The sequence below is a fragment of the Streptomyces sp. AgN23 genome, assembly GCF_001598115.1.
Lineage (GTDB): Bacteria > Actinomycetota > Actinomycetes > Streptomycetales > Streptomycetaceae > Streptomyces > Streptomyces antimycoticus.
Map to the genome: position 1 here is coordinate 8,225,723 of NZ_CP007153.1, position 20,604 is coordinate 8,246,326.

At 65.2% G+C, this 20,604-nt stretch carries 20 protein-coding genes and 3 pseudogenes; 11 read left to right on the plus strand and 12 right to left on the minus strand.

What is annotated here, in order from left to right; genetic code table 11:
- Positions 1-144: 144 nt before the first annotated feature.
- Both AS97_RS35640 and AS97_RS35645 read right to left on the minus strand, forming a co-directional pair.
- A complete protein-coding gene (locus AS97_RS35640) occupies positions 145-597 on the minus strand; it encodes an ASCH domain-containing protein (RefSeq protein WP_210566341.1) in 453 nt (150 codons plus the stop codon).
- Between the two features lie 26 nt (positions 598-623).
- Positions 624-2,669 carry a GNAT family N-acetyltransferase gene (locus tag AS97_RS35645; protein ID WP_210566342.1) on the minus strand — a complete coding sequence of 682 codons (2,046 nt, stop codon included), beginning with the start codon at positions 2,667-2,669 and terminating at the stop codon, positions 624-626.
- Positions 2,670-3,689: 1,020 nt separating this feature from the next.
- On the opposite strand from AS97_RS35645, the gene AS97_RS35650 reads away from it, so the two are divergent.
- The 4 genes from AS97_RS35650 to AS97_RS35665 are packed head-to-tail and all read left to right on the plus strand — an operon-like array spanning position 3,690 to position 9,918.
- Positions 3,690-4,169, plus strand: coding sequence for a hypothetical protein (locus tag AS97_RS35650; RefSeq protein WP_210566343.1), 480 nt, complete (start codon positions 3,690-3,692; stop codon positions 4,167-4,169).
- Positions 4,170-4,195: 26 nt separating this feature from the next.
- Positions 4,196-5,098, plus strand: a complete 903-nt coding sequence (locus AS97_RS35655) for a hypothetical protein (protein ID WP_210566344.1) — start codon at positions 4,196-4,198, stop codon at positions 5,096-5,098.
- 54 nt (positions 5,099-5,152) lie between these two features.
- Entirely contained in the window at positions 5,153-9,115 is a 3,963-nt protein-coding gene (locus AS97_RS35660) for a GDSL-type esterase/lipase family protein (RefSeq protein WP_210566345.1), read from the plus strand.
- 14 nt (positions 9,116-9,129) lie between these two features.
- Positions 9,130-9,918, plus strand: coding sequence for a hypothetical protein (locus AS97_RS35665; RefSeq protein ID WP_210566346.1), 789 nt, complete (start codon positions 9,130-9,132; stop codon positions 9,916-9,918).
- Positions 9,919-10,102: 184 nt separating this feature from the next.
- Here AS97_RS35665 and AS97_RS48710 read toward each other — a convergent pair whose 3' ends face one another.
- From AS97_RS48710 to AS97_RS47840, 3 genes are all read right to left on the minus strand, one after another.
- The gene (locus tag AS97_RS48710; protein ID WP_282615704.1) at positions 10,103-10,231 is read right to left on the minus strand and encodes a hypothetical protein; all 129 of its coding nucleotides are present in this window, start codon (positions 10,229-10,231) and stop codon (positions 10,103-10,105) included.
- Positions 10,232-10,261: 30 nt separating this feature from the next.
- Complete coding sequence (locus AS97_RS35670; RefSeq protein WP_210566347.1) at positions 10,262-10,951, minus strand: zinc ribbon domain-containing protein; 690 nt, start codon at positions 10,949-10,951, stop codon at positions 10,262-10,264.
- A gap of 80 nt (positions 10,952-11,031) precedes the next feature.
- Entirely contained in the window at positions 11,032-11,454 is a 423-nt protein-coding gene (locus tag AS97_RS47840; protein ID WP_247204593.1) for a recombinase family protein, read from the minus strand.
- On the opposite strand from AS97_RS47840, the gene AS97_RS47845 reads away from it, so the two are divergent.
- On the plus strand, positions 11,407-11,538 hold the full coding sequence (locus AS97_RS47845) for a hypothetical protein (protein WP_236670279.1): 132 nt from the start codon (positions 11,407-11,409) through the stop codon (positions 11,536-11,538). The genes AS97_RS47840 and AS97_RS47845 overlap by 48 nt on opposite strands.
- Here the strand turns inward: AS97_RS47845 and AS97_RS35680 are convergent.
- The 7 genes and pseudogenes from AS97_RS35680 to AS97_RS35710 form a co-directional block, all read right to left on the minus strand.
- Entirely contained in the window at positions 11,492-12,769 is a 1,278-nt protein-coding gene (locus AS97_RS35680) for a DUF1266 domain-containing protein (RefSeq protein ID WP_210566349.1), read from the minus strand. The genes AS97_RS47845 and AS97_RS35680 overlap by 47 nt on opposite strands.
- Positions 12,770-12,806: 37 nt before the next feature.
- Positions 12,807-12,977, minus strand: coding sequence for a hypothetical protein (locus AS97_RS35685; protein ID WP_156107863.1), 171 nt, complete (start codon positions 12,975-12,977; stop codon positions 12,807-12,809).
- 758 nt (positions 12,978-13,735) lie between these two features.
- Positions 13,736-14,074 carry a hypothetical protein gene (locus tag AS97_RS35690; protein WP_210566350.1) on the minus strand — a complete coding sequence of 113 codons (339 nt, stop codon included), beginning with the start codon at positions 14,072-14,074 and terminating at the stop codon, positions 13,736-13,738.
- The gene (locus tag AS97_RS35695; protein WP_210567470.1) at positions 14,043-14,930 is read right to left on the minus strand and encodes an aminotransferase class V-fold PLP-dependent enzyme; all 888 of its coding nucleotides are present in this window, start codon (positions 14,928-14,930) and stop codon (positions 14,043-14,045) included. Before AS97_RS35695 ends, AS97_RS35690 begins: the two co-directional genes overlap by 32 nt.
- A complete protein-coding gene (locus AS97_RS35700) occupies positions 14,885-15,199 on the minus strand; it encodes an ATP-binding protein (RefSeq protein ID WP_197048991.1) in 315 nt (104 codons plus the stop codon). The genes AS97_RS35695 and AS97_RS35700 overlap by 46 nt, the downstream gene beginning before the upstream one ends.
- 22 nt (positions 15,200-15,221) lie before the next feature.
- Positions 15,222-15,658 (minus strand): annotated as a pseudogene (locus AS97_RS35705) (transposase family protein); the annotation flags it as partial.
- Between the two features lie 315 nt (positions 15,659-15,973).
- A complete protein-coding gene (locus AS97_RS35710) occupies positions 15,974-16,309 on the minus strand; it encodes a winged helix-turn-helix domain-containing protein (RefSeq protein WP_014059368.1) in 336 nt (111 codons plus the stop codon).
- Between the two features lie 170 nt (positions 16,310-16,479).
- On the opposite strand from AS97_RS35710, the gene AS97_RS35715 reads away from it, so the two are divergent.
- The 6 genes and pseudogenes from AS97_RS35715 to AS97_RS35740 form a co-directional block, all read left to right on the plus strand.
- Complete coding sequence (locus AS97_RS35715) at positions 16,480-17,622, plus strand: FAD-dependent monooxygenase (RefSeq protein ID WP_210566351.1); 1,143 nt, start codon at positions 16,480-16,482, stop codon at positions 17,620-17,622.
- A gap of 99 nt (positions 17,623-17,721) precedes the next feature.
- Positions 17,722-18,075: pseudogene (locus AS97_RS35720) on the plus strand (transposase family protein); the annotation flags it as partial.
- A gap of 2 nt (positions 18,076-18,077) precedes the next feature.
- On the plus strand, positions 18,078-18,632 hold the full coding sequence (locus tag AS97_RS35725; RefSeq protein ID WP_210566352.1) for a hypothetical protein: 555 nt from the start codon (positions 18,078-18,080) through the stop codon (positions 18,630-18,632).
- Positions 18,629-19,057 (plus strand): hypothetical protein, encoded by a 429-nt coding sequence (locus AS97_RS35730; RefSeq protein ID WP_210566353.1) that lies wholly within the window; start codon positions 18,629-18,631, stop codon positions 19,055-19,057. The genes AS97_RS35725 and AS97_RS35730 overlap by 4 nt, the downstream gene beginning before the upstream one ends.
- A 342-nt stretch (positions 19,058-19,399) precedes the next feature.
- Positions 19,400-19,729, plus strand: coding sequence for a hypothetical protein (locus tag AS97_RS35735; RefSeq protein ID WP_059147262.1), 330 nt, complete (start codon positions 19,400-19,402; stop codon positions 19,727-19,729).
- 34 nt (positions 19,730-19,763) lie between these two features.
- Positions 19,764-20,246, plus strand: a pseudogene (locus AS97_RS35740) (transposase); the annotation flags it as partial.
- Between the last annotated feature and the right edge of the window lie 358 nt (positions 20,247-20,604).

The window sequence follows — 20,604 nt, forward strand, 5'->3', positions numbered from 1 at the left end:
ACCCTATGACCACGCATCGACAGACGTGGAGTTCGAAGCAGCCAGGCGAGTGCGCGGCGAGAAACCAGGTGCTCAACCGTCGGGTCAGCTCTTGTCCAGACATGCGTACGCCACAGGGTCTCCGGCAGCCGCTCGGGTTCTCGATCAGGCAGAGCCGGAGTCGATGACCCGCTGGAGGAGTTCGGCACCTGCCGCGTCGGCGTTAGCGATGGACTTGAGTTCCTCCACGTTGAGATAGCGGTAACTCTGCGGGACGGTGAAGAACGGGCACGCTCGGCGCAGCGTGGTGAGCGGCACGGGAGCGGGCAGTCTGCTCGGAGCATCGAGGAAGAGGGCCGACATTGCGTCGGCTCCGGCCGCGTACTGGTCGTACTCGCGCCGGGTGATTCCGGCTCGGGTGGCAACGTTTCCCCAGAGGCGGCCTGGTTCGGCGGTGGTGACGGTGGCGATGCGGACCGTACCGACCAGTGCCATCTCGGGCGCGGAGGCATAGAGCACCAAGAACGCTCCCGGAAGGACAGCGACCCGACGCCGTCGCAGCTCGACGGTCTTGGTGCCGTCGAGAATCGCCGAGGCGAAGCGCGGATGGATCGACATCAGGACCACTTGTCTCGATGGCGGTGTCACGGTCTGATGTGCCCTTCCTCGTACACGGCGCGGAACAGTCGCGGGCCGATCCGAAAGATCGACCTCAGGGACAACTTATGCCCCTGCGTCTCGGCGAGGTGTTGGAGACGAGCCAAAGGCACCGCACGCGAGAATATTTGTGTATCGGAGAAGCGGAGGGCCATCGCACGGCCCTCATGGCGGTTCGCGATCTTCCTGACCTGCGTCCGGTCGAAGACTCCGAGGTGGCGGAAGCGGTCATACAACGCGTCCGCTTCGTTGACCACAATCTCGTCGAGACGCGAACAGGCCACTACCGCGGAGATGGCGGTGCTTTTGTCCGTGCTGGCGTACCACAGTAAGCGGGCTGGTGCGGTTTCACCGTGGCGGGTCGGCGCCCGGTAGTAGACGTGCTCCCGGCTGATGCCGAGTTCGTCGGGCCGCGGGATCAGGGACTCTCGGAGGCCGAACAGCAAGTCGGCTGGACCTGGTTTGATCGGGACCAGGAACGATGGGAGGGATGAATCGATCAGTTTGGCCGGCCATAGCGTGCGTTCCACGGAGGCGGCGATGTACGCGGAGACCGGGGCCGGGATGGCCGGTGGGGCTACCGCGATGGTCTGCGCCGCGCGTTCGGCCGCTTCGACAACGTCCGCAGTATCGGCGCACACGTCGATGACCAGGCCGCCCCATTCCTCGTCGCGTCGCGTGAATCCGTCGGAGTCGAGCGCCGAGCGCACCTGGTCGGATACCCCCGGATCCGTAACGCGCACCGCATGGCCGCCGCCGTCCCGGCAGTGTCGGCGGAGGGTGAAGACCAGTTGCCGGGCCAAGGTCGATTCCAGTCGGTGCGCGACGGTGCGTAAGACCTGGACCTCCAGGACTCGCTCGTCCGTGCGCCACGCGTACAGCGCGAGCGGCTGCCCTTCGGCGTCCGCGATGAGTACGCATCGCCCATCGCCGCGCGAGATGGCTGCCCGAAGGCGCGCCGCGAGGTGGGAGTCCACACCGGTGCCTTGCTGAATGCCGAACGAGGTGAGCAGACCGTCCTGCCACGAGGTCATGACCCGGGCCTCCAGAGACGTCCCCAGCAGCCCGGGACTGTATCCCTGAGACTCGCGGAGGTTATGCACATTCGATACCACCGCCGCGGGCGGCAGCACCTGCAGCCGGCACTTTTCCCAGATCTCTTCCGCGAGCGAGGTGAGGATTTCGTCGGTGCTGACCAGGACGTGCGCCCCTGCTGCGGCGGCCTCGGCGGCATACCTGATCCGGTCAGCCGCGGCCCCATCGGGAAGGACGGCCGTGCGACGCTCGGCCACACTGGTCAAGTGCTCCATGTGCTGCCGCACGACTTCGTCGGAGATCGACGGACGGTGATAGCTGTGCGCTGCTCCCAGTGCCCTTTGCCGTTCGCTATCATCTGCGATCTTGTCGATGTCGTGCAGCAAGCGTGGAGTCACCACGATGAGGAGGAGATCGCTCAGCCACTCGGCGTGCAGCGCCTGCGCATCTTTCGCAGCCGCGGATTCAGGAGCGCCATGCATCCTGGTCATCACACCGCAGTCGACGGTCACGATGAGAGGAGCCTCATCAGCCTGCGAGGAGAAAAGATCCGGAAGCCCGTGGTCCTTCCACCACGTGGTGAGCACCGCGTGATCCGAGCCCCTGCCCGGCCGGTCCCTCAGTGGGACGAACCCGAGCTTCTCCCACATGCCATTGAGACCGTAGTCACGGCGGCAATTGAGCTTGATGCCCCGCCGATCGGGGTGCCGACGGGTGATCTCTTCGACGAGCCGCCGGGCTACCTTATGGCCGTTCCACTCCGGAGCGACACACAGGTGCGCCAAGCGGATCTCCTGACGGGGCAATCCGTACAACGCGTACCCAGCCAATTGCCGTCCCGCCATCGCCGCCAGCAGCGTCCCGGCGGCTGCGCTCTCCCGGAAGGCTTCGCGCGGCAAAAGGCCAAGCGTCTTGCGGTGCTGATCACCAAGACCGATGACGGTGTCCAACAACTTGCCGTCGTTTACTCCGACCTGCACCAAGCGCACATGTGCCACGGCTCCCCCTCCGTCGGCTTCTCCCCCTGGTCTTATTCTCCGGTGTCTGTCGCGTTCATCTAGAGACACATCCCGGCCATCTGGCCGGATAGGACCTCACCGAATTGCTTGAACGGCTCAAGGCCGGTGTCCCTTGATTTCGGCAGCAGCGTGCTGCGTGGCCGATAGCCTCGGGCGCGCCACCCGAGTACGGCCAGTTCGGTATGAGGCCGTTCGGTGCTTGTGCGGCGGCCCGGTGAGCTGGATTCCGTGTCGGTGGTACGGCAACCGTTGCTGTGGGTCTCCACGGACGCGCTACGGGCCGAACCGCAACTGCCGGCCACCCTGCCGGGGGCGACGTACTGCGGGAGCGGGCCGCCGTGGTTCCGCTGATCCGGCAGCTGGCGGGGCCAGCCGATTGAGCCGGGAGAGAGGGCCGTGGTCTGGCGAAGACGGGGCGACCGCGTCTCGCCGATGCATTCTTTGAGTGGACCGGGCCCGGCCGGACCCTGCATGCGGCGTGCAATGAAGTCGCCGCGACCCCTCAACGGTTGATGATCAGCGACGCCCTCTCACCTAAACGGCAACGGCGAGGTTAAGAGGCAGGGATGTGGAACTCCTACGCCGCGCGTCACTACCGCAGCAGTGACGCGGCTTCCGGACTTGGACCTCGAGCTGAGATGAGGGGCTTACCGTCGCCGTCACCCCTGCTGCCATCCGAGTAAACGCCACAAGATCACAATACCGCATTGAGTAAAGTTGTTGAAATTCCGACCATCGAGACGCCATTGGACGGGGAACCGGCCATTCCATGCCTGCCCACTTAACGCCCCGTGTGGTAGCTCGCAGCCATCAGTGCAGATCAATCCAGGAGAGCATCCGAACAACGCTTCGGGGTCGCGACAGGGATCCCGCCACCCCAATTCAGGCGACCACTCGCCACGCCAGAAAACCATCTATAGTCACCCCGTCGCAGTGCACGCGCGTTCGAAACTGCGAACGCCATGCAACGCTGCAATCGATCTTCAAGGTTGGAGGAGCATGCGTAAAACGATTGGTGCGCTGAGCAGTGTGGTCGCCGCGCTTCTCGTCTCGGTAGCCGCCGCGCCGAGCGCCCAGGCGAACGGGAACGAGGAGAACATCATGAGCATGGAGGTCTGCAAGGACCCCTATGCCTCTAAATTCAAGCTCCACCTCTACTACAACTCGGGACAGGGTGGAGCCTACAGAAACATCGGATACAGCGTGTACGACTTCAGCGCCGTAAAGATCGGCGGCAGTGACCCCACGGTCCACGTCATGAAATTCTGCTCACTCGGCGTCAGCAACCCATGGCCCGGATCTGGACAACGGCTTAAGAACAATGCTGCCTCCGGTGAGAACGAGCACTACAAGTACATGGCCCGGGTGTATTTCAACAGTGGCTACAAGGGCGCTCAGGACGTGATGGGCGCTGGGCAGCACATAGATCAGTTCAGGCACGTCAAAAACAACAACGCTTCATTCCGCTGGACCTCCTGACGGTGGCGGAAGCAGAGGGGGGAAAGATGAGCGGATCCAAGAGGACCATCGCGAAGGTCGCGGTTCCCGTTGTGGCAGCCGTAACGGTGGGCGTTGTGGCATACGCCGGGAACCTGGCAAGCACGTCACCGATGCATGACAGCACGTCATCGGCCAGTGCGGCGGACAGCGCCCACGCCTCGAAGGCGGAGGCGGGTGACCCGGGAAATCCGGCAACCTGGCGGCTGCCGATCGAGGCGTACCTGCCGGCGAAGGCGGACACCCGGTTCATCGCGGCTACCCGGGACAGTCTGATCGACGAGTGTATGAAAGCCGCGGGCTACGACCAGTGGACGCCGGCCCCCGACCTTCCCGAGATGGGCGGCAAGACGCTCACCGACTGGCGGTACGGGATTCACGATGCCGGGCTGGCGGCCAAGCGCGGTTACCACCCGGACGCGGCGGAGCAGCGGGCATACGACGAGGCCCAGGAGGCCGGCGCGGTCGATGAGTCCGGCGCCGACGACACGACACTCAAGGGGTGCGTTGCGCAGGCCGACGGGAAGGCTCCCTCGGCCCAGCCGGACGCTCTTGCCCAGCAGATCAGCGATGACTCCTACCTTGAGTCGATGAACGCGCCGAGCGTGGTCGACGCGTTCGCCAAATGGTCGTCGTGCATGAAGGCGCGGGGCTACTCGTACGCCAAGCCGATGGATGCAGGCGACGACTCGCGCTTCTCCGATCCGTACAACGTGACGGATGAGGAGATCGCCACGGCGAAGGCGGACGTGTCATGCAGAAGCACATACAACGTCGAGAAGGTCTGGTTCGACGCGGAGGCCGCTCTTCAGCAGACAGCCATCGCCAAGAACCAGGCGGCGCTGGATGAGGCAAGGAAGACCATCAAGTCGGCCGTAGCCAAGGCGAAGTCCGTCAATGCCGTCCAGTAGACCTGCCACCGTGGAGTTGATGTGCGAAGACGATTAAGATCGACGGCCCTCGCCATGATCGCCGCGCTCGCCATGGGCGCGTCGCTCTTACAGACTCAGGCGGCCTGGGCGCAAGGAGGGGAATCCGGCGCCAAGGCTCCTTCGGATCCGCCGCGAGCCGTATCAGAGAAGAATGATCCTGCGTCGGTCTTGCCCGAAGACCGTACCCGCGTCCTCGGCAATGGCTGGCAGAATTCCGCGGACCGGACCTGGACCACCAGTGGTGACGCTGACGGTTTTCACATCCTGACGGCCGAGAAGAAGGACGGCTACGCGTGGCGAACGGCCGCGACCCTCGCCGAGCCGGGGTTCGACGCGGACGCATGGATCGGAAACGCATGTGTGACCGCCTCGGGCAGGCGTGTCGTAGTGGTGTACGCGCCCCGCACTTTTACCAACAAGGCGCAGCTCATGGCCCGCGGCGGCTTCACCGCGATCGTCGATCTGGAGACGGGAGAAGTCTCCAAACTCGGCCTGCAAGCCTCTCTCTCCTACTACAACCCCGGCTGCGGTACCGGGGAGACCGCGGTGCTCACGCAGTCCGGCGGTGAGGACAGGGCGGCGACTCGGCTGGTGCGGGTCGACGCCGTGACTGGCAAGCTGGAGAAGCCTGTTGAGGTACCGGGTCAACTGACCTCGGCCGTACCTGTGCCCGGCGGCAGGATCGCCGCGGCCGCAGCCGGGCAGGTAGTCAGCATCGGTGACCGGGGCAAGCTCACTACCCTCGCCACCACCTCGGCGGTACCCTATCGGCTCACCCCCGATGCCGACGGCGGTGTGGTCTTTCTCGACAAGACCGCCAAGGGCACCGCAACAGTGAAGCGGATCGCCCCTGCACAGACACGCTCACCCGGCACCAGGAACCGCGCCTCTGTGCTCGCAGAAGGACCGTTGACCAAAACGGGTATCACGCGCAGCGCTACGGGGCAGGTGTTCGTCACCGGCGCCACCCGGCAGATGTCCGATCGACTCCCCTCTTCGGTGCGGCGTCTGGCATCAGCCTCCAAAGAGGCACAGGTTTCAACACGCGCCGAGGCCCTGGTGACAAGGACGGCATGGGCCGACGGTAAGAACTCCGGCAATCCGCGTCCCGATACCGCCTCGGCCCGACCGGTTCGCGTAGCCCTCACGGTGCTCGGTACAGGAAAGAAGCCGTCGTTCTCCGTGAACACGGCGAGCACATCCGGTGCGCACGCGGGCGAGGGGAGGCAGCCGTCCCCCGCACTGCGGGCGCCGACCGGCACGACACGGCACGGTCTGCGCGCCGCGTCGCCCAGCGACCCGGTCGAGAGCGAGAGCGAACGGACCTGCTCGGTACCGCGCAACGATCCGCGCAACCAGGCCATGCAGCCCAAGCCGCGGCAGGTCGAGTGGGCCGTTGACCAGCTCATCCAGGACAACCTCGACAACGCCATCCACCGACCGGCGAACTGGAAGAACCTGGGGATGCCGGCCTACTCTCCGGGCGACTACTTCACCCAGAGCGGCTTGGTGGGCGGCGGCCACGTTCCCGCACAGGTGATGCTCGGTGTCACCATGCAAGAGTCCAATATGTGGCAGGCATCCCGGATGGTGGTTCCCGGTGTCACCGGCAATCCGCTCATAGGCAACTTCTACGGAATTTCCTATGCCTCCAATGGCCAGCAGCCTGACCCGTGGGCCATCAACTGGGGTAAGGCCGACTGCGGATACGGCATCACCCAGGCGACCGACCGTATGCGTTTGTCCGGCAAGGAGAAGCCCGGCGAGGGTTCTTCCCTGCGGTACGACGTGCAGCGTGCCGTCGCTCTCGACTACACCGTGAACCTGGCGTACGGCCATCAGATCCTGACCGACAAGTGGAATGACACCCGTCTGGCCGGGCTCACCATCAATAACGGCGACGCCGCACGCCCGGAAAACTGGTTCTTCGCCCTCTGGGCGTACAACTCCGGTTTCCACCCACAGAGCGAGGCGAGTAAGCACGGTGGGGCGTGGGGTGTGGGCTGGGGCAACAACCCGGCCAACCCGGAATGGGATGCAGGGCGCAGCCCGTTCCTGTCCTCAAGCCCCCGTGATGCCGCCCACCCGCAGGACTGGCCGTACGAGGAGAAGGTCCTGGGGTTCGCCGCCTACTCCTTCGACGCCCTGGAGTCGCCCGGGAAGACCGTTGCCGCGTTCAGGCCCGCATGGTGGACGAGCGACGGCTACCGGCAAAGTGTCAAGCCTCCGGAGGACCTGTTCTGCACGGTGGCGGACGACTCCTGTGACCCCTCCAAGATCAACGACGGAGCCGAGAACGAGCCCAACGCGGGGCCCTGCAAGATCGCTACCGGCAGCGATGACATCAAGTTCACCTGCTGGTGGCACAAGAAGGCTCAATGGAAGGACTGTTCCACCAGTTGCGGCAACGAGATCGTACGCTTCAACACCTCGTACCCTGAAGAAGCAGACGGCACCGCCTACCCGCCCAACTGCTCGGTGAACGCGACCGACAGCGGCAACGCGGCCCCGCCGAAGGCGCTTGTCATCGACGACACGGCTGATGGGACTGCTTCGGTCCGACCCAACTGCCCCCAGCCCAAGGCAAACGCCGGAAAGTTCACCTTTGCCTTCGCCGGTGACGGTTCGGGGCTGTATCCCTCGAAGATGGATCTTCATCAGCTGGGAGCCGGTTTCGGTGGCCACTTCTATCTTGGCCACACCAGAACGCCCGGCGACAAGGGCGGAAAGCTGAACGTCTCGGGCACCTGGCAATTGAAGAACGCCCAAACCGGATGGCACCGTATCGCGGTCCATCTCCCCGACCATGGCGCATGGGCGCAACAGGCTCACTACGTCATCAATCTGGGTGACGGGACCGCGAAGGATCGCTATATCAATCAGGGCCGTAAAGCAAACAACTGGGTTTCTCTGGGTGTCTACAAGCTCAATGGTCGAGCCAGCGTGACACTCAGCACCGAAACCGAGGACGGCACCGGGGACGACGACATCGCCTTCGACGCGGTCGCCTTTCAGCCACTCCCGGGAAAACCACGCGACATCGTCGCCGCCCTGGGCGATTCCTATTCCTCGGGTGAAGGCTCCGGTAACTACTACACCGAGACCGACGCTGACTACGGGAAAGACACGTGGAGTGCCTGTCGCCGCGGGAAGAACGCGTGGCCCCGAAAGATGAAGCTTTCCGGGCAATCCACTTCGGCTGGCGAACTCTCCGACGCCTGGTCTGCGGACAGCGAACTCGGGTTCGTCGCCTGCTCGGGAGCGTGGACCACGGATGTCGCGCGGCAAACGAGCGGCTACCTGGGCAGCAACGGAAAGGTGGTGAACCTGGATGGGCAGTTCAGGGAAGCACCGCAAATCGACTCCGGCGTCCTCGATGAGAACACCACGATGGTCACCCTGTCCATCGGAGGAAATGATGCCGGCTTCCCGCAGGTGCTCAAGGAATGTGCGCTGACCGGCTGTCCTCCCGAAGAGGAGATAAAGAAAAAGATCGATGCCGCTCAGTCCGGCGACCCGAACCGTAATATCGTCGGCGTCGGCCCCTTGCTCGAGCTGATCCGCGCCAAGGCGCCGAATGCCAAGATCATGGTCATGGGGTATCCGCAACTCTTCGGCAGCATCGGCCTCACCTGCGTGACCGGCGTGGGTACCACGGGGGCGCAGATCCTCAACCGGATGGCTGTCTACATGCAGCAGGCCGAAATGAAGACCGTGGAAAGCATCGGCGACAAGAACATCGTCTATGTGAACCCCGACCGCAGCTTCGACGGAAAACGGGCCTGTGACGATCCCGAGGGAATCAACAAGCTCGTCAAGGCGCAGAACGGCGATGGGGACTTCAAGTGCCTCTCGACGGACAGTGGGTGCATCAGCAGAGAGAGCTATCACCCCAACAAGACCGGAACTTCCGCGTATGCTGACGCTATGCAGCAGGCGATCGGAAGTCTGCGCGAGGCGAACGACGCCCCGGACAGCAGGAGGCAACGCCCTTGAGGCGTGATCCCGGAATGGGACGCACCGCACCGTGGGCCAAGGCCCTCGGTGCGGTGTGCGTCCTCGCACTCATCGGCATCATCAGCGTGTACATCGGGCATAAAAGGACGGCCCACCACAACAAGCAGACGGCCATCAAGGCATCCACCGACCTGGCCCATGCGTTCGGCCGCGCCATCCGGCAGAGTGGGAACACACCGTTCCCCTCGTCCGCCCACGTTCACTTCACGCTGTGGCAGGTCTCGCGGACCGCAAACCTGGACTCCTACACGGTCCACGACGCCGTAGCCGAGGTCGTGGCCGCCTTCACCTCTCACTACGACGACGGCAACCCGATCGCGGGAGGACGCGGACAGGTCACTCGCTGCTACTCCTACACGATCACCCCCATGCGCGCCCTGGGTGCCTCGGTAATGACGCGCTTGCTGAAGGCTTGCCCCCGCCAGGGGCCAGACCTCAGAGAGCGGGAACGGGACACCGTCTACCGGAAGGCTTTCAAGGCCCGGGAACAGTTGGTGAGCGATGCCGGTGGCGGAGAGTTGACGTCTAGCGAGATAGCACACGCCGTTGGCCCCCACGCCCTGGTTGAACGGCATCGGCGGAGTGTCAGTATCACCCAAAGGTTCACCAACACCCCGCTGGGCGACTCCCCTCATGTCGCTGCATGCCTGCGATTCGACGTAACCCTGGCCCCGGGCCGACCGGGGGTGCTGTCGTCCCACGACGTGTCGGAAGCAGCTTGCCCTCCGCCGCGCAGCCGCCAAGGCGATGGTCTCCATCTCGATCGTGACCGCGACCGTTGACCGGTGTGGCGGCCTGCGCCAGCCTTGCGTCACCCGTGGTTGGAGCCGCCCGAGAGCCGCTGCCATCGATATGGGCAAGGGCCTGGTGTCGGCACGGCCCCCCGAGCTTCTCGTGGAAGAGCTTCACCCAGCTGCGGAACTGGTGAAGCAGCACGAGATCGACGCGGGCCATAGGCCACGTTCCCTAGATCTCGGCCCTGTCCTCGGACCCGGCCTGGCGCACCACGGTGGCCAGGTCCTTGATCGAGCGGACGACCTGGGCGATCTCATCTCCGCCGCGCCGTAGGAGGTGGCGGCGTGTCGCCGATGTCACGGCGCGCCGCCGACGGCTTGAACCCGGGGACTACGGCAGGAGCAGCTCGCCCCGCAAGACGGGCGTGTACGTATGGTGTGTGTCGGTCCTCGGACACTTACCATATGCACATGCATGAGCGGGTTGTGATTCTACGATCACAACCCGCTTTTGCATGTCGAGGGTCAGGGCGAGACCGAAGCTCTCGTACAGGGGGCGTTTGTGCTCGGAGGCAGTGGCGAGGAGCCGGTCGGTCATCGACCCGAGTCCGGAGACCATGTGCTTGATCTGGTCCTCTGTGAGGATCTCGGGCTGGATTGCTGTCGCGGTGAGGAGATCTTGCCGAGCTGAGGCTTTCTCGCTCTGGGCCTGGTTGATCCATTCGGTGGCGAGCTTGGGGTCGGTCCCGGCGACGAGTGCGGCCCGGTACTGGACGATGCGCCGGTCGCATTCGGCCATCGTGCGCCGTGCCGCTGCGGCGGCTGTCGTGGTGGGTGATTCTGCGCTCTGGGCTTGTTGCATGGCTTGGAGAGTGGCCGTCAACTGTCCGGGGGCGAAGGTCTTCGCGATCCATTTGTCCAGTTCAGGGAGGATGGCTTCCTCGCGCACGTAGACGGTGAGCGGGTGGTCGAGTGCGGCGTTCTTGGCGTATTCGGCGTTGTAGCGGCAGCGGTAGTGGGGCTTTCCGTTGTTGAAGGTGCCCTGCATCTTGCGCTGGCAGATGGCGCAGACCAGATCCACTGTTCGGGGGTGTTCCAGGCCATTTTGGTGCGGTGGCCGAGGGTGACATCGTCGATGTCGAGGAGGACTTCGTCCTTGCGCTACTTGCTCCATACTTCGTGGCCGGTGTAACGGGGGTTGACGAGGATGGCGCGCACCGCGCCCTTGCACCAGGCGTGGCCCTCGCGATGCCGGTTACGGTCGCGGTCATAGGCGGAAGGGCAGGGGATACCGTCGCGGGTCAGTCCTTCGGCGATGGCGTAGTACCCCTTCCCCTCGAGGTATTCGGTGAAAATGCGGACCACGACCCAGGCGGTGTCCGGATCGGGTTCGAGGCGGTGGACTCGTTTCCCATCGGCGGCCTTGGCCGGGTTGGGGTGTGGGCCGGCGTCGGTCAGCCGGTAGCCGTAAGGCGGTCTGCCGCCGAGGAAGCGGCCCAGGCGGACTCGGTGATCGGCTTCGGCGGCGGCAGCCCGATGGACACCGCCAAGGCCCTCGCCCTGCTCGGCATCCAGGGCGGTCACATGCGCGACTACAAGGCTCCGCGGGTGGTCACGATGGCTAGGCCCACGGGATGGTCAACCAGGGACTTGCAGGGTCTGTGGTGAGGATTCGATGGGCGTTTAGCATGTCCTGATACCACGTGCCGAACTTTTCGTCGTCGAAGTGCAGGCAGCGGCCGAGGATAAAGGCGGCGGAGAACTCTTCCCAGGACTGATAGGAAGCCTGGCCGGCGGCACTGGCGCGGCTGATCGCCTTCTCCGCTTCCTGCTGGGTGCAGTAGCGAGCGCCCAGTCCCCAGCGGGCCATGCCCGCCGCTCTCCCGTAGTCCCACGCTTCCACTTTATGGACGAATTGGCCATCGGTCAGCAGGCCATCGGCGCGGAATCGCTCCTCGTAGCGAGCGATGCGGCCGATGAGCCGCTGTACTCCGGCTATCTGGCCTTCCATCTGGGAGCTGCTGGGTGGGCTGACCTTGGTGACACCGTCCGGGCTCAGCTGGTACTCGGTTGCCGTAGCGTGATCACGTAGCGCCCGCTCGGCAGCATGCCTCCACTGACCCAGCTCAACCTCACCGCCGTAGTCCCGGGCCAAGGACCGCCGGACATTCAAGGCGAAATTCCACACGCCGCTGATGAAGTCCGCGTTCAGGAGGCTCTCCTGCGTGTGCTGCCATTGCTGACGACTATGGACGTCCCACGAGTCCTTCAGTCGCTTCTTTTCCGTGTAGTAGCCCGTGCCGTGATAGGCGATGGAGTTCCACAGAGTGCCGTTGTTGACGGACAGCAGTGCCACCAGTCCAAGACCGTGTGCCACCGGGCCTGAGGCAGCTCCCCCTGCTTCAAGTGCGCGCAGGTGCATGCGATGGCGGGGATAGCCGCAGTCGCATCGGCTGACGCGGTTGGCGTGCTCAAGCCACAAGCCCTGATGGGGTGGTGTCGCCGGGAGGAAAGCCTCGCATGGGCTGCCTGGGTTGATCACGAGCCAGAGTATGGAGTCGTCGCGCCAACTCTTTGCGAACCACTCCAGGGTCTCGTAGTCAAAGGCTGTGTCCGGGTTCTGATCGGGTGGCGGCAGCATGCCCTCCGTCAGGAGGGGGAGACAGTTGGCCCGGACTTGGGAATACCAGTACGGCGTGCACTTCACCGATCCGGGATGGGCGTCGATCCGGGCAATAGAGTCGGCGAAGAAGAGGTCGGCACTCGCCAGTGTGTCAAAGTACGCCGGCCAGTCACCACACTCCTTTGCCTCGTACAGTTGCCGCTCGACCGCACCAGGCGCCTGCCACGCAGCCTGCGGCCCTGCCTCGCCGGCCGCAATTCCATCCCCGTTCCCCATGGGAGGGAAGTGTATCGAGTGTGCTCCCGTCGATCCTCTACCCTATGACCAGGGACCCGGCGATGAACAGGACAAACGCGGCGGGCAGAAGTGCTACGAGCGCGGCCGGGCGGCGGAGCACCGGCTTCCCGGGGTCCAACCGGGTGCCGACGAGATCGTACCCGGGCTCGTGCAGGAGGTTGATCCTCGAGCGGACCAGCAGATTCAAGATGATCGTGATGGGGTTGAACAGGGCTGCGGACAGAGGCTGCCACCATCCCTGCCATAGCGTCCTGGCAGTCAGCTCACGAAACACCGCCGTCCCGCATATGCGGCAGAACCGCCCTTTCTGTTTCCGGAACAGCATGAAAACGCCAAGGCCCTGGTGGTATCGGAGAGCAACCTTGACGGCCGGGGACCCGCAGCACACCTGGCACGTGGGCTGTTGGGGCGCTGCGTACTGAGGGCTGGCGCGGGTCTCGCTCGACGAGGTTGCAGACGGGCTGGGGCGGAGAGGGTAACCGGGCAACATCTGAACGGGCGCAGACTGCGGCGCCTGGTATCCCCTGCCGGAAACGGCGCCATAGGGATTGTCAGGCAAAGGCGATTGGGGCAGCGACATGGACTTCCTCACGACCGTTCCTCTGCTCTGACGCCGCAGAGGAACGGGTTACTGGGCCAGCGTGTGAAGTGACCATACGCTTTGCCGAGAAGGGGTGTGGACATGCTCGATGCCCGCGGAGTCGAAGTCCGTACGGACGGCCACGCGCCATCCGGTGGCGTCCCCGAGACCGCGATGAAGAGCTACAGCGTCCGTGACACCCTCGCAACCAAGCCGCCACAACCGCGTCCGCACCGGCGGGGTGCGTCATCCCCCTTGCATCGGCGCCCAACCGCCCACCGGTGCAGTTCTGCGCCGCCACGGTGCACGGTCCGCCGCTGCGGGGCATTAGCCACCCTTTAGCGGCGGACCGACTCACAGCCCGCTCAGCTCTGGGCGCCGGTGTTCGCCCTCTTGCGCAGGTAGGCCCGCCAGGTCATGGCCCAGCGTGCGGGGTCCTCCATCGCGTCGTGATCGAGGCGGTGTACCGCCTGGTTGTGAGGCGCGGTCTTGACGATCTCAGGATCGGAGTACGCCTCGTCGGAGATCCGGGCGAGAACCGCGATCCAGGTGTCGAGTGCTTCCTTGCCGTACATCTCGCCGGCCTCGGGCGTGAACGGCTCGGGGATGAGCCATGGTTCGTGGCTGGTCCACATGGCATCCACGCCGAAGTCGGTCATGCGGTTCTGGACGTCATGGACGTCCACCCCGGTTTCCTCCTTCATCTGAGCCAGACTGTAGCGCGTCATTTCCAGGCGCGGGCTGGTCGCGTCGGGGTGCGACCGGGTGACGCCGCGGATGGCGAGCAGGCCCCGCTCCATGTAGTTGTTGGCGAGGACGGAGATGTCGGAGGCCTCGGCCACACCCTCCGCCCCCATGGCGCGGATCGAGGCGTAGGCCTTCAGTACCACGGGCACGTTGCCCCAGATTGTGGAGCATGAACATGCAGGCGTCGAAGCCGATCTCGCGGGCACGGATCTTGCTCATCATGCCGTTGAAGTTGGCGCTGTCGTAGAAGCACAGGCCACCCGCTTCGTGCACCACCCGCACCCACTCGCGCATCTCCGGGTTGTACACACCCATGTCGTCCGGGTTGTTGACCATGAGAGCGGCCGTACGGTCGGACACCGCGGCCTTCAGAGCGTCCAGCGAGGGGTAACCGTTCTCGTCGAGCATCAGGATGATGACCTTGAAGCCCGCGGTGGCGGCGGTCGCAGCGTTCGAAGGGTGGGTCTGGATCGTGGTGATGATCTCGTCGCGCTGCTCCAGTTCGCCGCGGGACGCGTGGTAGGCACGTGTCACGGCGCAGCTGGTGTACGCGGCGTCGGCGCCGCCACCGGCCTGGAAGATGAACTGATCCATGCCGGACAGCTCGCGCAGAATGGCGTCGAACCTGTGCACGATCTCGAGAGTTCCCTGCAGGGTGTCGTCGTCCTGGTAGGGATGTGCCTCGGTGACCTCGGGACGCCATGCGATCGCCTCGTTCACCTGCGGGTTGTACTTCATCGTGCAAGTGCCGAAGAGGCTGACGCCCATCATGCCCAGAGTCTGCTGCGACAGCCGCAGGTAGTGGTAGAGCACCTCCGGCTCCGATACCTCGGGCAGTGACGGCCTGTCATGTCGTCGCAGGGCGAGACCCGCAGGTCCTTTTCGATCGCCGCGTGGGCGAGCGCCTCGGTGAAGTGGGACTTGCCGGTGCCGGAGGGGCCGGCGAGTACGAGGTTCTCGGCCCGGCCGATCCATTCCAGGGTGGTCAGTGTCTGCTGGGTGGGCTCGGGGATGGAGAACTCCTCCGGTCTCCAGGAGGAAAAGGTCTTTCCGATGGGGAAGTTGGCGGTCTTGCGTCGCATCCGGCGGGTGGCCGCGTCGCGGCGCGGGCGAGGCCCACAGCAACCGTCCCGCCGGGTCGGCGATCACCATGCACGTTCATGCCGTGCTTCTTATGTTTCCCGGAGTAGAAGAGTCGGTCGGCGGCGATCCGGTCGATCGGCAGCCGTGCCGTCCAGGATCACGAACGCCTTGCCGGAGGCTGTCCTCACCGCCTCGGCGAGGGTTGGGGCCAGAGCGGCCAGGATGTCGACGGCCTCGGCGATGTACCGGTAGGCGGTGGTGGTGCCCACACCGAATCCGGCGGCGAACTGGGCGTAGGTATGCCCGCATCGTAGATGAGCCAGCACGAGCAGCGCCTGCCGTCCGGCAGCCAGCCGGCGCCATCGTGTCCCTTGTGCAAGACGACGTGCGGTCAACTCACGGGCGAGGAAGCGCAGAGCGGAGGTGGACAGATCGACCCCGGCTGGGTGGACAAGCATGCGGAAAGCTCCTGGCAGGACGGCTCGGACTCGACACGCACCCGTCCAACAGGAGCTTCTACACGCCCGGACCCCGCCCTCACCCCCAGTGGCCCTGCTCCCCACGCAGGTTGAGGAAACCTCAGTGGGTGTTGGCGTGAGGGAGCGTGCGGAAGAGCTCGGCGCCGATCACGAGCGCGGGACGGTGGTCGAAGCGACACCGATCCATTCGTGTCCGCGTCGTGCTCGGCTACCTGCGAGCCGGGCGCGAGCTGGATCCGGTCGAGTTCGCGACTCAGGGCCGACTCGGGCTCCTTCCGATGTGCTCAGCCGTGTTCAGCGAGGGGCAGTACCGCCAGGGGACTCCGCGCCCAGGAGCGTGAGCAGCCCGGGGAATCTCTTCTCGATGTCCGCGCGTCGTAGTCGGATGCCCTTGCGGTTGCCGTAGTCGATCTCGTCAATGAGACCTGCCTCGCGCAGGACCCGGAAGTGGTGGGTCTGGGTCTGCTTCGAGATCGGAAGATTGAACGAGTTGCAGCCCCGCTCGCTGTCGCTGCGGTCGGCGGCCAACTCCGTCATCACCGAACGACGGTGCTCGTCGGCGAGGGCGCGAAATACCGCACCCAGATCGAGCGCATCGGCCTCGGGGCCGACCAGGTTCATCCCGGCCACGCGGCACTCCCTTCAGGTACGACTTGCATCGTACCTCAAGGACGTGCTCCACTGAGGTACGAAATTGATCGTACCTTGACCCGATTGCGCTGCCCGGTGCCGCCGCCCCCTGAGACCCGGCCCGGCACTCGCCGGGTACCTGGTCATCGACACTCCGCGAGGTCATCGTCATGAAGAAGCCCGAGGTGCTGATAGTCGGTGCCGGAATCGCAGGGCCCGCACTCGCATACTGGCTCTCCCAGAATGGATACCGGCCGACGGTCATCGAACACGCCCGGCAGCTGCGCTCCGGTGGTAGTGCGATCGTCGTGAAGGGGCCCGCGATCCCGGTCGCCGACCGCATGGGCATCCTTCCGCAGCTCCGCGGGCTCGCCACCCGCAATCGGTCACTGACCCTGCTCGACCCCGGCGGCAGGCGGATCCTGCAACTCCCGCTCACCTCTGACAAGGCTCCGACGGTCGAGGTGACCCGAGCCGACCTGTCCGAGGTGCTCCACCGGTCGGCGCAGACCGAGGCCGAGTTCTTGTTCGACGACACGGTCACCGCTCTCGACCAGGATGAAGGCGGAGTGGACGTCACCTTCCGGCGGTCCGCGCCACGGCGCTTCGACTTGATAGTCGGTGCCGACGGGATGCACTCCACCGTACGGCGCCTGGTATTCGGACCCGAGCGGCAGTTCGCGAGCGACCTGGGCCTGTACGGCGCGACCGTCCCATTGGAACCCGACGCCATCGAGGATCCGAACGAGATGACGATGCTGACCGCGCCGAACCGGATGCTGGTCCTCCACCCCTCGCGGACCACTCCGCTCGCGATCTTCACCTTCCGGGCCGCACAGCTAGCGCCCCACGACCGCAAGAACATCGCCCTTCACAAGCAGACCGTGGCCGACGCCTACGCCGACGTGCGGTGGCGGGCACCGGAACTCGTGGCGGCGTTCCTCGACCACCCGGCTCCGTTCTTCGACCCCCTGACCACCGTCCGGATGCCCTCGTGGTCCCGCGGACGGGTCGTACTGCTCGGGGACGCGGCGGCGGCGACAGCCCTGCTGGGCGACGGGTCCAGCATGGCGATGGCGGGCGCGTACGCCCTCGCAGAAGAGCTCGCCGCCCATCCCGGTGATCACGCCCGCGCCTTCGCCGCCTACGAGTCGCGGCTCCGCCGTGAGGTAGGCCCGCGGCAGCGACGCGTCGGTCTGCTCTCCAGGCTCATGGTGCCCCGCACCCGGCCGGGCCTCGCGGTGCGCAACGCCGTGGGCCGCGCAGTCGGTCGCACGAACCGGATCGCCTCTCGCGAAGCCGTGAACCGGTAGACCGGGCCCGCACCGACCGGTCACCGGTCGGTGCGCAGCTCCGCGGTAGCTCTCAGCCGTGTCGGCACCGCCATGTCCGACGAGTCCGGCTCGGCGTGGCAGGTCATCGCCGACGCGGCAGGTCGGCTGCTGGCGGCCTCACCCACCATTCCGGGCGCTCGCCACGACATGGGTGCTGCCGGTGGCTACGTCCCCCGCGACGCGGAGGTAAAGTGCTGGGCGGACAAGGCATATCAAGGCGCCGGCGGCACCACCCGGGCGCCCGTCCGCGGCCGGCGTCTCAAACTGCGGCAACGTCGGCACAACAGCACCCACGCCGGAATCCGTTGCCTCGGCGAGCAAGCCATGGCCGCCCTGAAGGGCTGGCGCCTCCCGCGGAAACTCCGCTGTAGCACCAACCGAGTCACCGCCATCGTGAAGACCATCCCCGCCCTTCGTCACGCCTCAACCTGAGGTTGGAAAAGTCGGGAGACGTGGGCGGCTGGGGCGGCGACATCATCACCCTTTACGGGGAGTGGCGGCGGGACAGCGACAGCTACTCTTCCGGCTACACCTACTGCGAGGACAAGTTCGCCAAGATCGGGGTGGACTCGACCTTCGGCTTCAACGACCTTCTCGAAGACGCGGACGGCTATCTGATCTCAGAACGGGTGCGCGGCGGCCAGGACATCGTCACTGCGGTCCGGAACCACTACCGTGGCAGCGGCGGCCTCACCCGGATCGGCGACTTCCTCACCAAACGGTTCAGCGGGCTTGCCAGCACCGCCACCGACATGGCCCGGAACATGCTGACGATGAGCGACGACCCCACCATCGCGCTGGGGCGGGCGAAGCTGATCTACGGCATCGCGGGGTACGACACGCTGCTGCCCGAGATGCTCCCCGCCGACAAGCTCGCTGAATTCTGCCGGGGATTCGCCCACTCGCTGCTGGCCAGGGCCGGACAAGAGGGCCTGAAGAAGGCCACCTACCTCGCCAACCAGAAGAAGAACCTGAGAGATTCGCAATGATTTTCGCCGGGGCTGCCCTGCTGCTGCTCGTCTTCGTCCTCGTGAAGTCCGTGCGCCTGTTGAGGGCGCGGGCCTTCTCCTGGCGTGATCCACGGGCGTGGTCGGCGGCCGCCGCGGTATGCCTCGGCATCACGTTTTTCGTGTACATGTTCGGAGCGCTGTCCGGTTTCACGCAGACGAGCGAGATCTGCGCCGTGAAGTCCGGGCACGGGTCCGGAAAACGGCCCGACTCGGTCACGGAGACCGCGTTCCCGCTGAGTCATGAGTGCCGGTGGAACGACGGCATCACGATCGATCTCGTTCCGGCCTGGGTGAACCCGGTGGTCTTCGTCTTCGCCGCAGGTTTCGTTCTGTGTTCCGCCAAGGCCGTGCATGCGGCGATCACGTCGAGAACCGTCACGTCGAGAACAGGAGCCAGTTCATGAGCGATGCCCTACCCACCGCCTCGCGGTTCGGCCGCCGAGACTTCCTGACCGCCGGGCTCGGCATAGCGGGCGGCCTCACCCTGACCGGCCCGGCCACAGCGGCCGGAACCGAGAGAGCGTTCAGAAGACGCTCGCGAGCATCCCGCTCACTGACGACGAACGCGCTGCTGTCGACGACGGACAGGCCGCCCTCGACCAGCTCCTGGAGCGACTCACCGACGTTCCCACCCCGCCGGACCAACACCACGCAGATCGGCGTCCCAGCCACTGCGACACTTCTACCGATCGACGATCTCAGGGCCAGCGGGCGCCCCTGCTCCAGCAGTGAGACATGCTGAGGTCATGGAACCCAGCCATGACCGCCTCCTCGACGGCGAGGCGCTTCCCTTGCCCGAGCCCTGGATACGGATCCTCGACTCGGGAGTCAGGAACACACTGGAGGCGCAGCTGAAGGTCGAGGTCGGCGAAGAGCACCCGCTCTTCGGGAAGTCGGTGACGGCACTGGCTCGCTGCGGGCGCTGCGATGAAGCACTGTTCGGTGTCGAAGGAGCTCCCACCCACTTCGCGCAGGTGCATCTCACCTGGCGCTCAGCCCCCGATACGCCTCCGTGGCCGTGGACAGAGTTCCTGTCGCCACCGCTGTTCGACAGCCTCGCTGACCATGCTCACTGACCACCGAGATTGACGAATCTGATTCCACAGAACACCCTGGGAAACGGTCTCCGGCTACTTCGCCAAGTGGCAGAAGGAAGGCATCTTTGCCCAGCTCAATGGCTTACTGCGGGAGTTGGTGCGACGCCGGGGCGGCCGGAATGCCGAGCCGTCGGCATGCGTCATCGACGCACAGAACGTCAAGGCATCCACCAGCGTTCCCGCTGCCAGTCAGGGCATCGACGCCGGCAAGAAGATCGTCGGCAGGAGACGCGGCATCATCACCGACACGCTCGGACTGCTTCTCGCCGTGCTGGTCACCGCGGCCGGTGTGCAGGACTCCGTGGCCGGCGCCCACCTGCTCGAGCAGGTCGCCACAGACCATCCCTCGATCCGCAAAGTCTGGGTAGATGGCGGCTATCGCAAACACTTCGTCGAGCACGCCGCCACCCTCGGCATCGACCTCGAAATCACCCAATGTACCCCCGGGACCAGGGGATTCACCCCGATCCCGAAACGCTGGGCAGTCGAGCGGACCTAGTGCGCCACGAGGCGCTCTGTTTGTATCCCCGGCTCAGCTGGGAGGAACTCGGAAGGAGGTTCCTGGGCCGAATGACTTACCTGGATCCGAAAGGTGAAGGGGACAACAGCATGTCAGAAAACCAGTGACCGGGCTCAGTTGTCAGGGACGGTGTGCTGGGCGGCCCGCGTGATATGGCGAAGACTGGATTGTTTGAAGCCCAATCTCCAGAAGATGCAAGTTCTCATCCGCCGGAAAGACGACTGAAACCGGCGCCGTGCTCTGCCCTGGATTCGAAGGTTGTCCGGTGCACTTCCGGAGCTCGGAGCGATGTCCAGCGAGGGCATTCAAGGAGATGAGTGGGACGCCTAAGTAG

Bases quoted from the DNA above. Each gene is read 5' to 3' on its own strand.
- AS97_RS35640 (WP_210566341.1), bottom strand. From the start codon at position 597: ATGTCGATCCATCCGCGCTTCGCCTCGGCGATTCTCGACGGCACCAAG.
- AS97_RS35650 (WP_210566343.1), top strand. From the start codon at position 3,690: ATGCGTAAAACGATTGGTGCGCTGAGCAGTGTGGTCGCCGCGCTTCTC.
- AS97_RS35655 (WP_210566344.1), top strand. From the start codon at position 4,196: ATGAGCGGATCCAAGAGGACCATCGCGAAGGTCGCGGTTCCCGTTGTG.
- AS97_RS35660 (WP_210566345.1), top strand. From the start codon at position 5,153: ATGATCGCCGCGCTCGCCATGGGCGCGTCGCTCTTACAGACTCAGGCG.
- AS97_RS35665 (WP_210566346.1), top strand. From the start codon at position 9,130: ATGGGACGCACCGCACCGTGGGCCAAGGCCCTCGGTGCGGTGTGCGTC.
- AS97_RS47845 (WP_236670279.1), top strand. From the start codon at position 11,407: ATGGACACCGCCAAGGCCCTCGCCCTGCTCGGCATCCAGGGCGGTCAC.
- AS97_RS35680 (WP_210566349.1), bottom strand. From the start codon at position 12,769: ATGGGGAACGGGGATGGAATTGCGGCCGGCGAGGCAGGGCCGCAGGCT.
- AS97_RS35690 (WP_210566350.1), bottom strand. From the start codon at position 14,074: ATGAAGGAGGAAACCGGGGTGGACGTCCATGACGTCCAGAACCGCATG.
- AS97_RS35700 (WP_197048991.1), bottom strand. From the start codon at position 15,199: ATGCGACGCAAGACCGCCAACTTCCCCATCGGAAAGACCTTTTCCTCC.
- AS97_RS35715 (WP_210566351.1), top strand. From the start codon at position 16,480: ATGAAGAAGCCCGAGGTGCTGATAGTCGGTGCCGGAATCGCAGGGCCC.
- AS97_RS35730 (WP_210566353.1), top strand. From the start codon at position 18,629: ATGATTTTCGCCGGGGCTGCCCTGCTGCTGCTCGTCTTCGTCCTCGTG.
- AS97_RS35735 (WP_059147262.1), top strand. From the start codon at position 19,400: ATGGAACCCAGCCATGACCGCCTCCTCGACGGCGAGGCGCTTCCCTTG.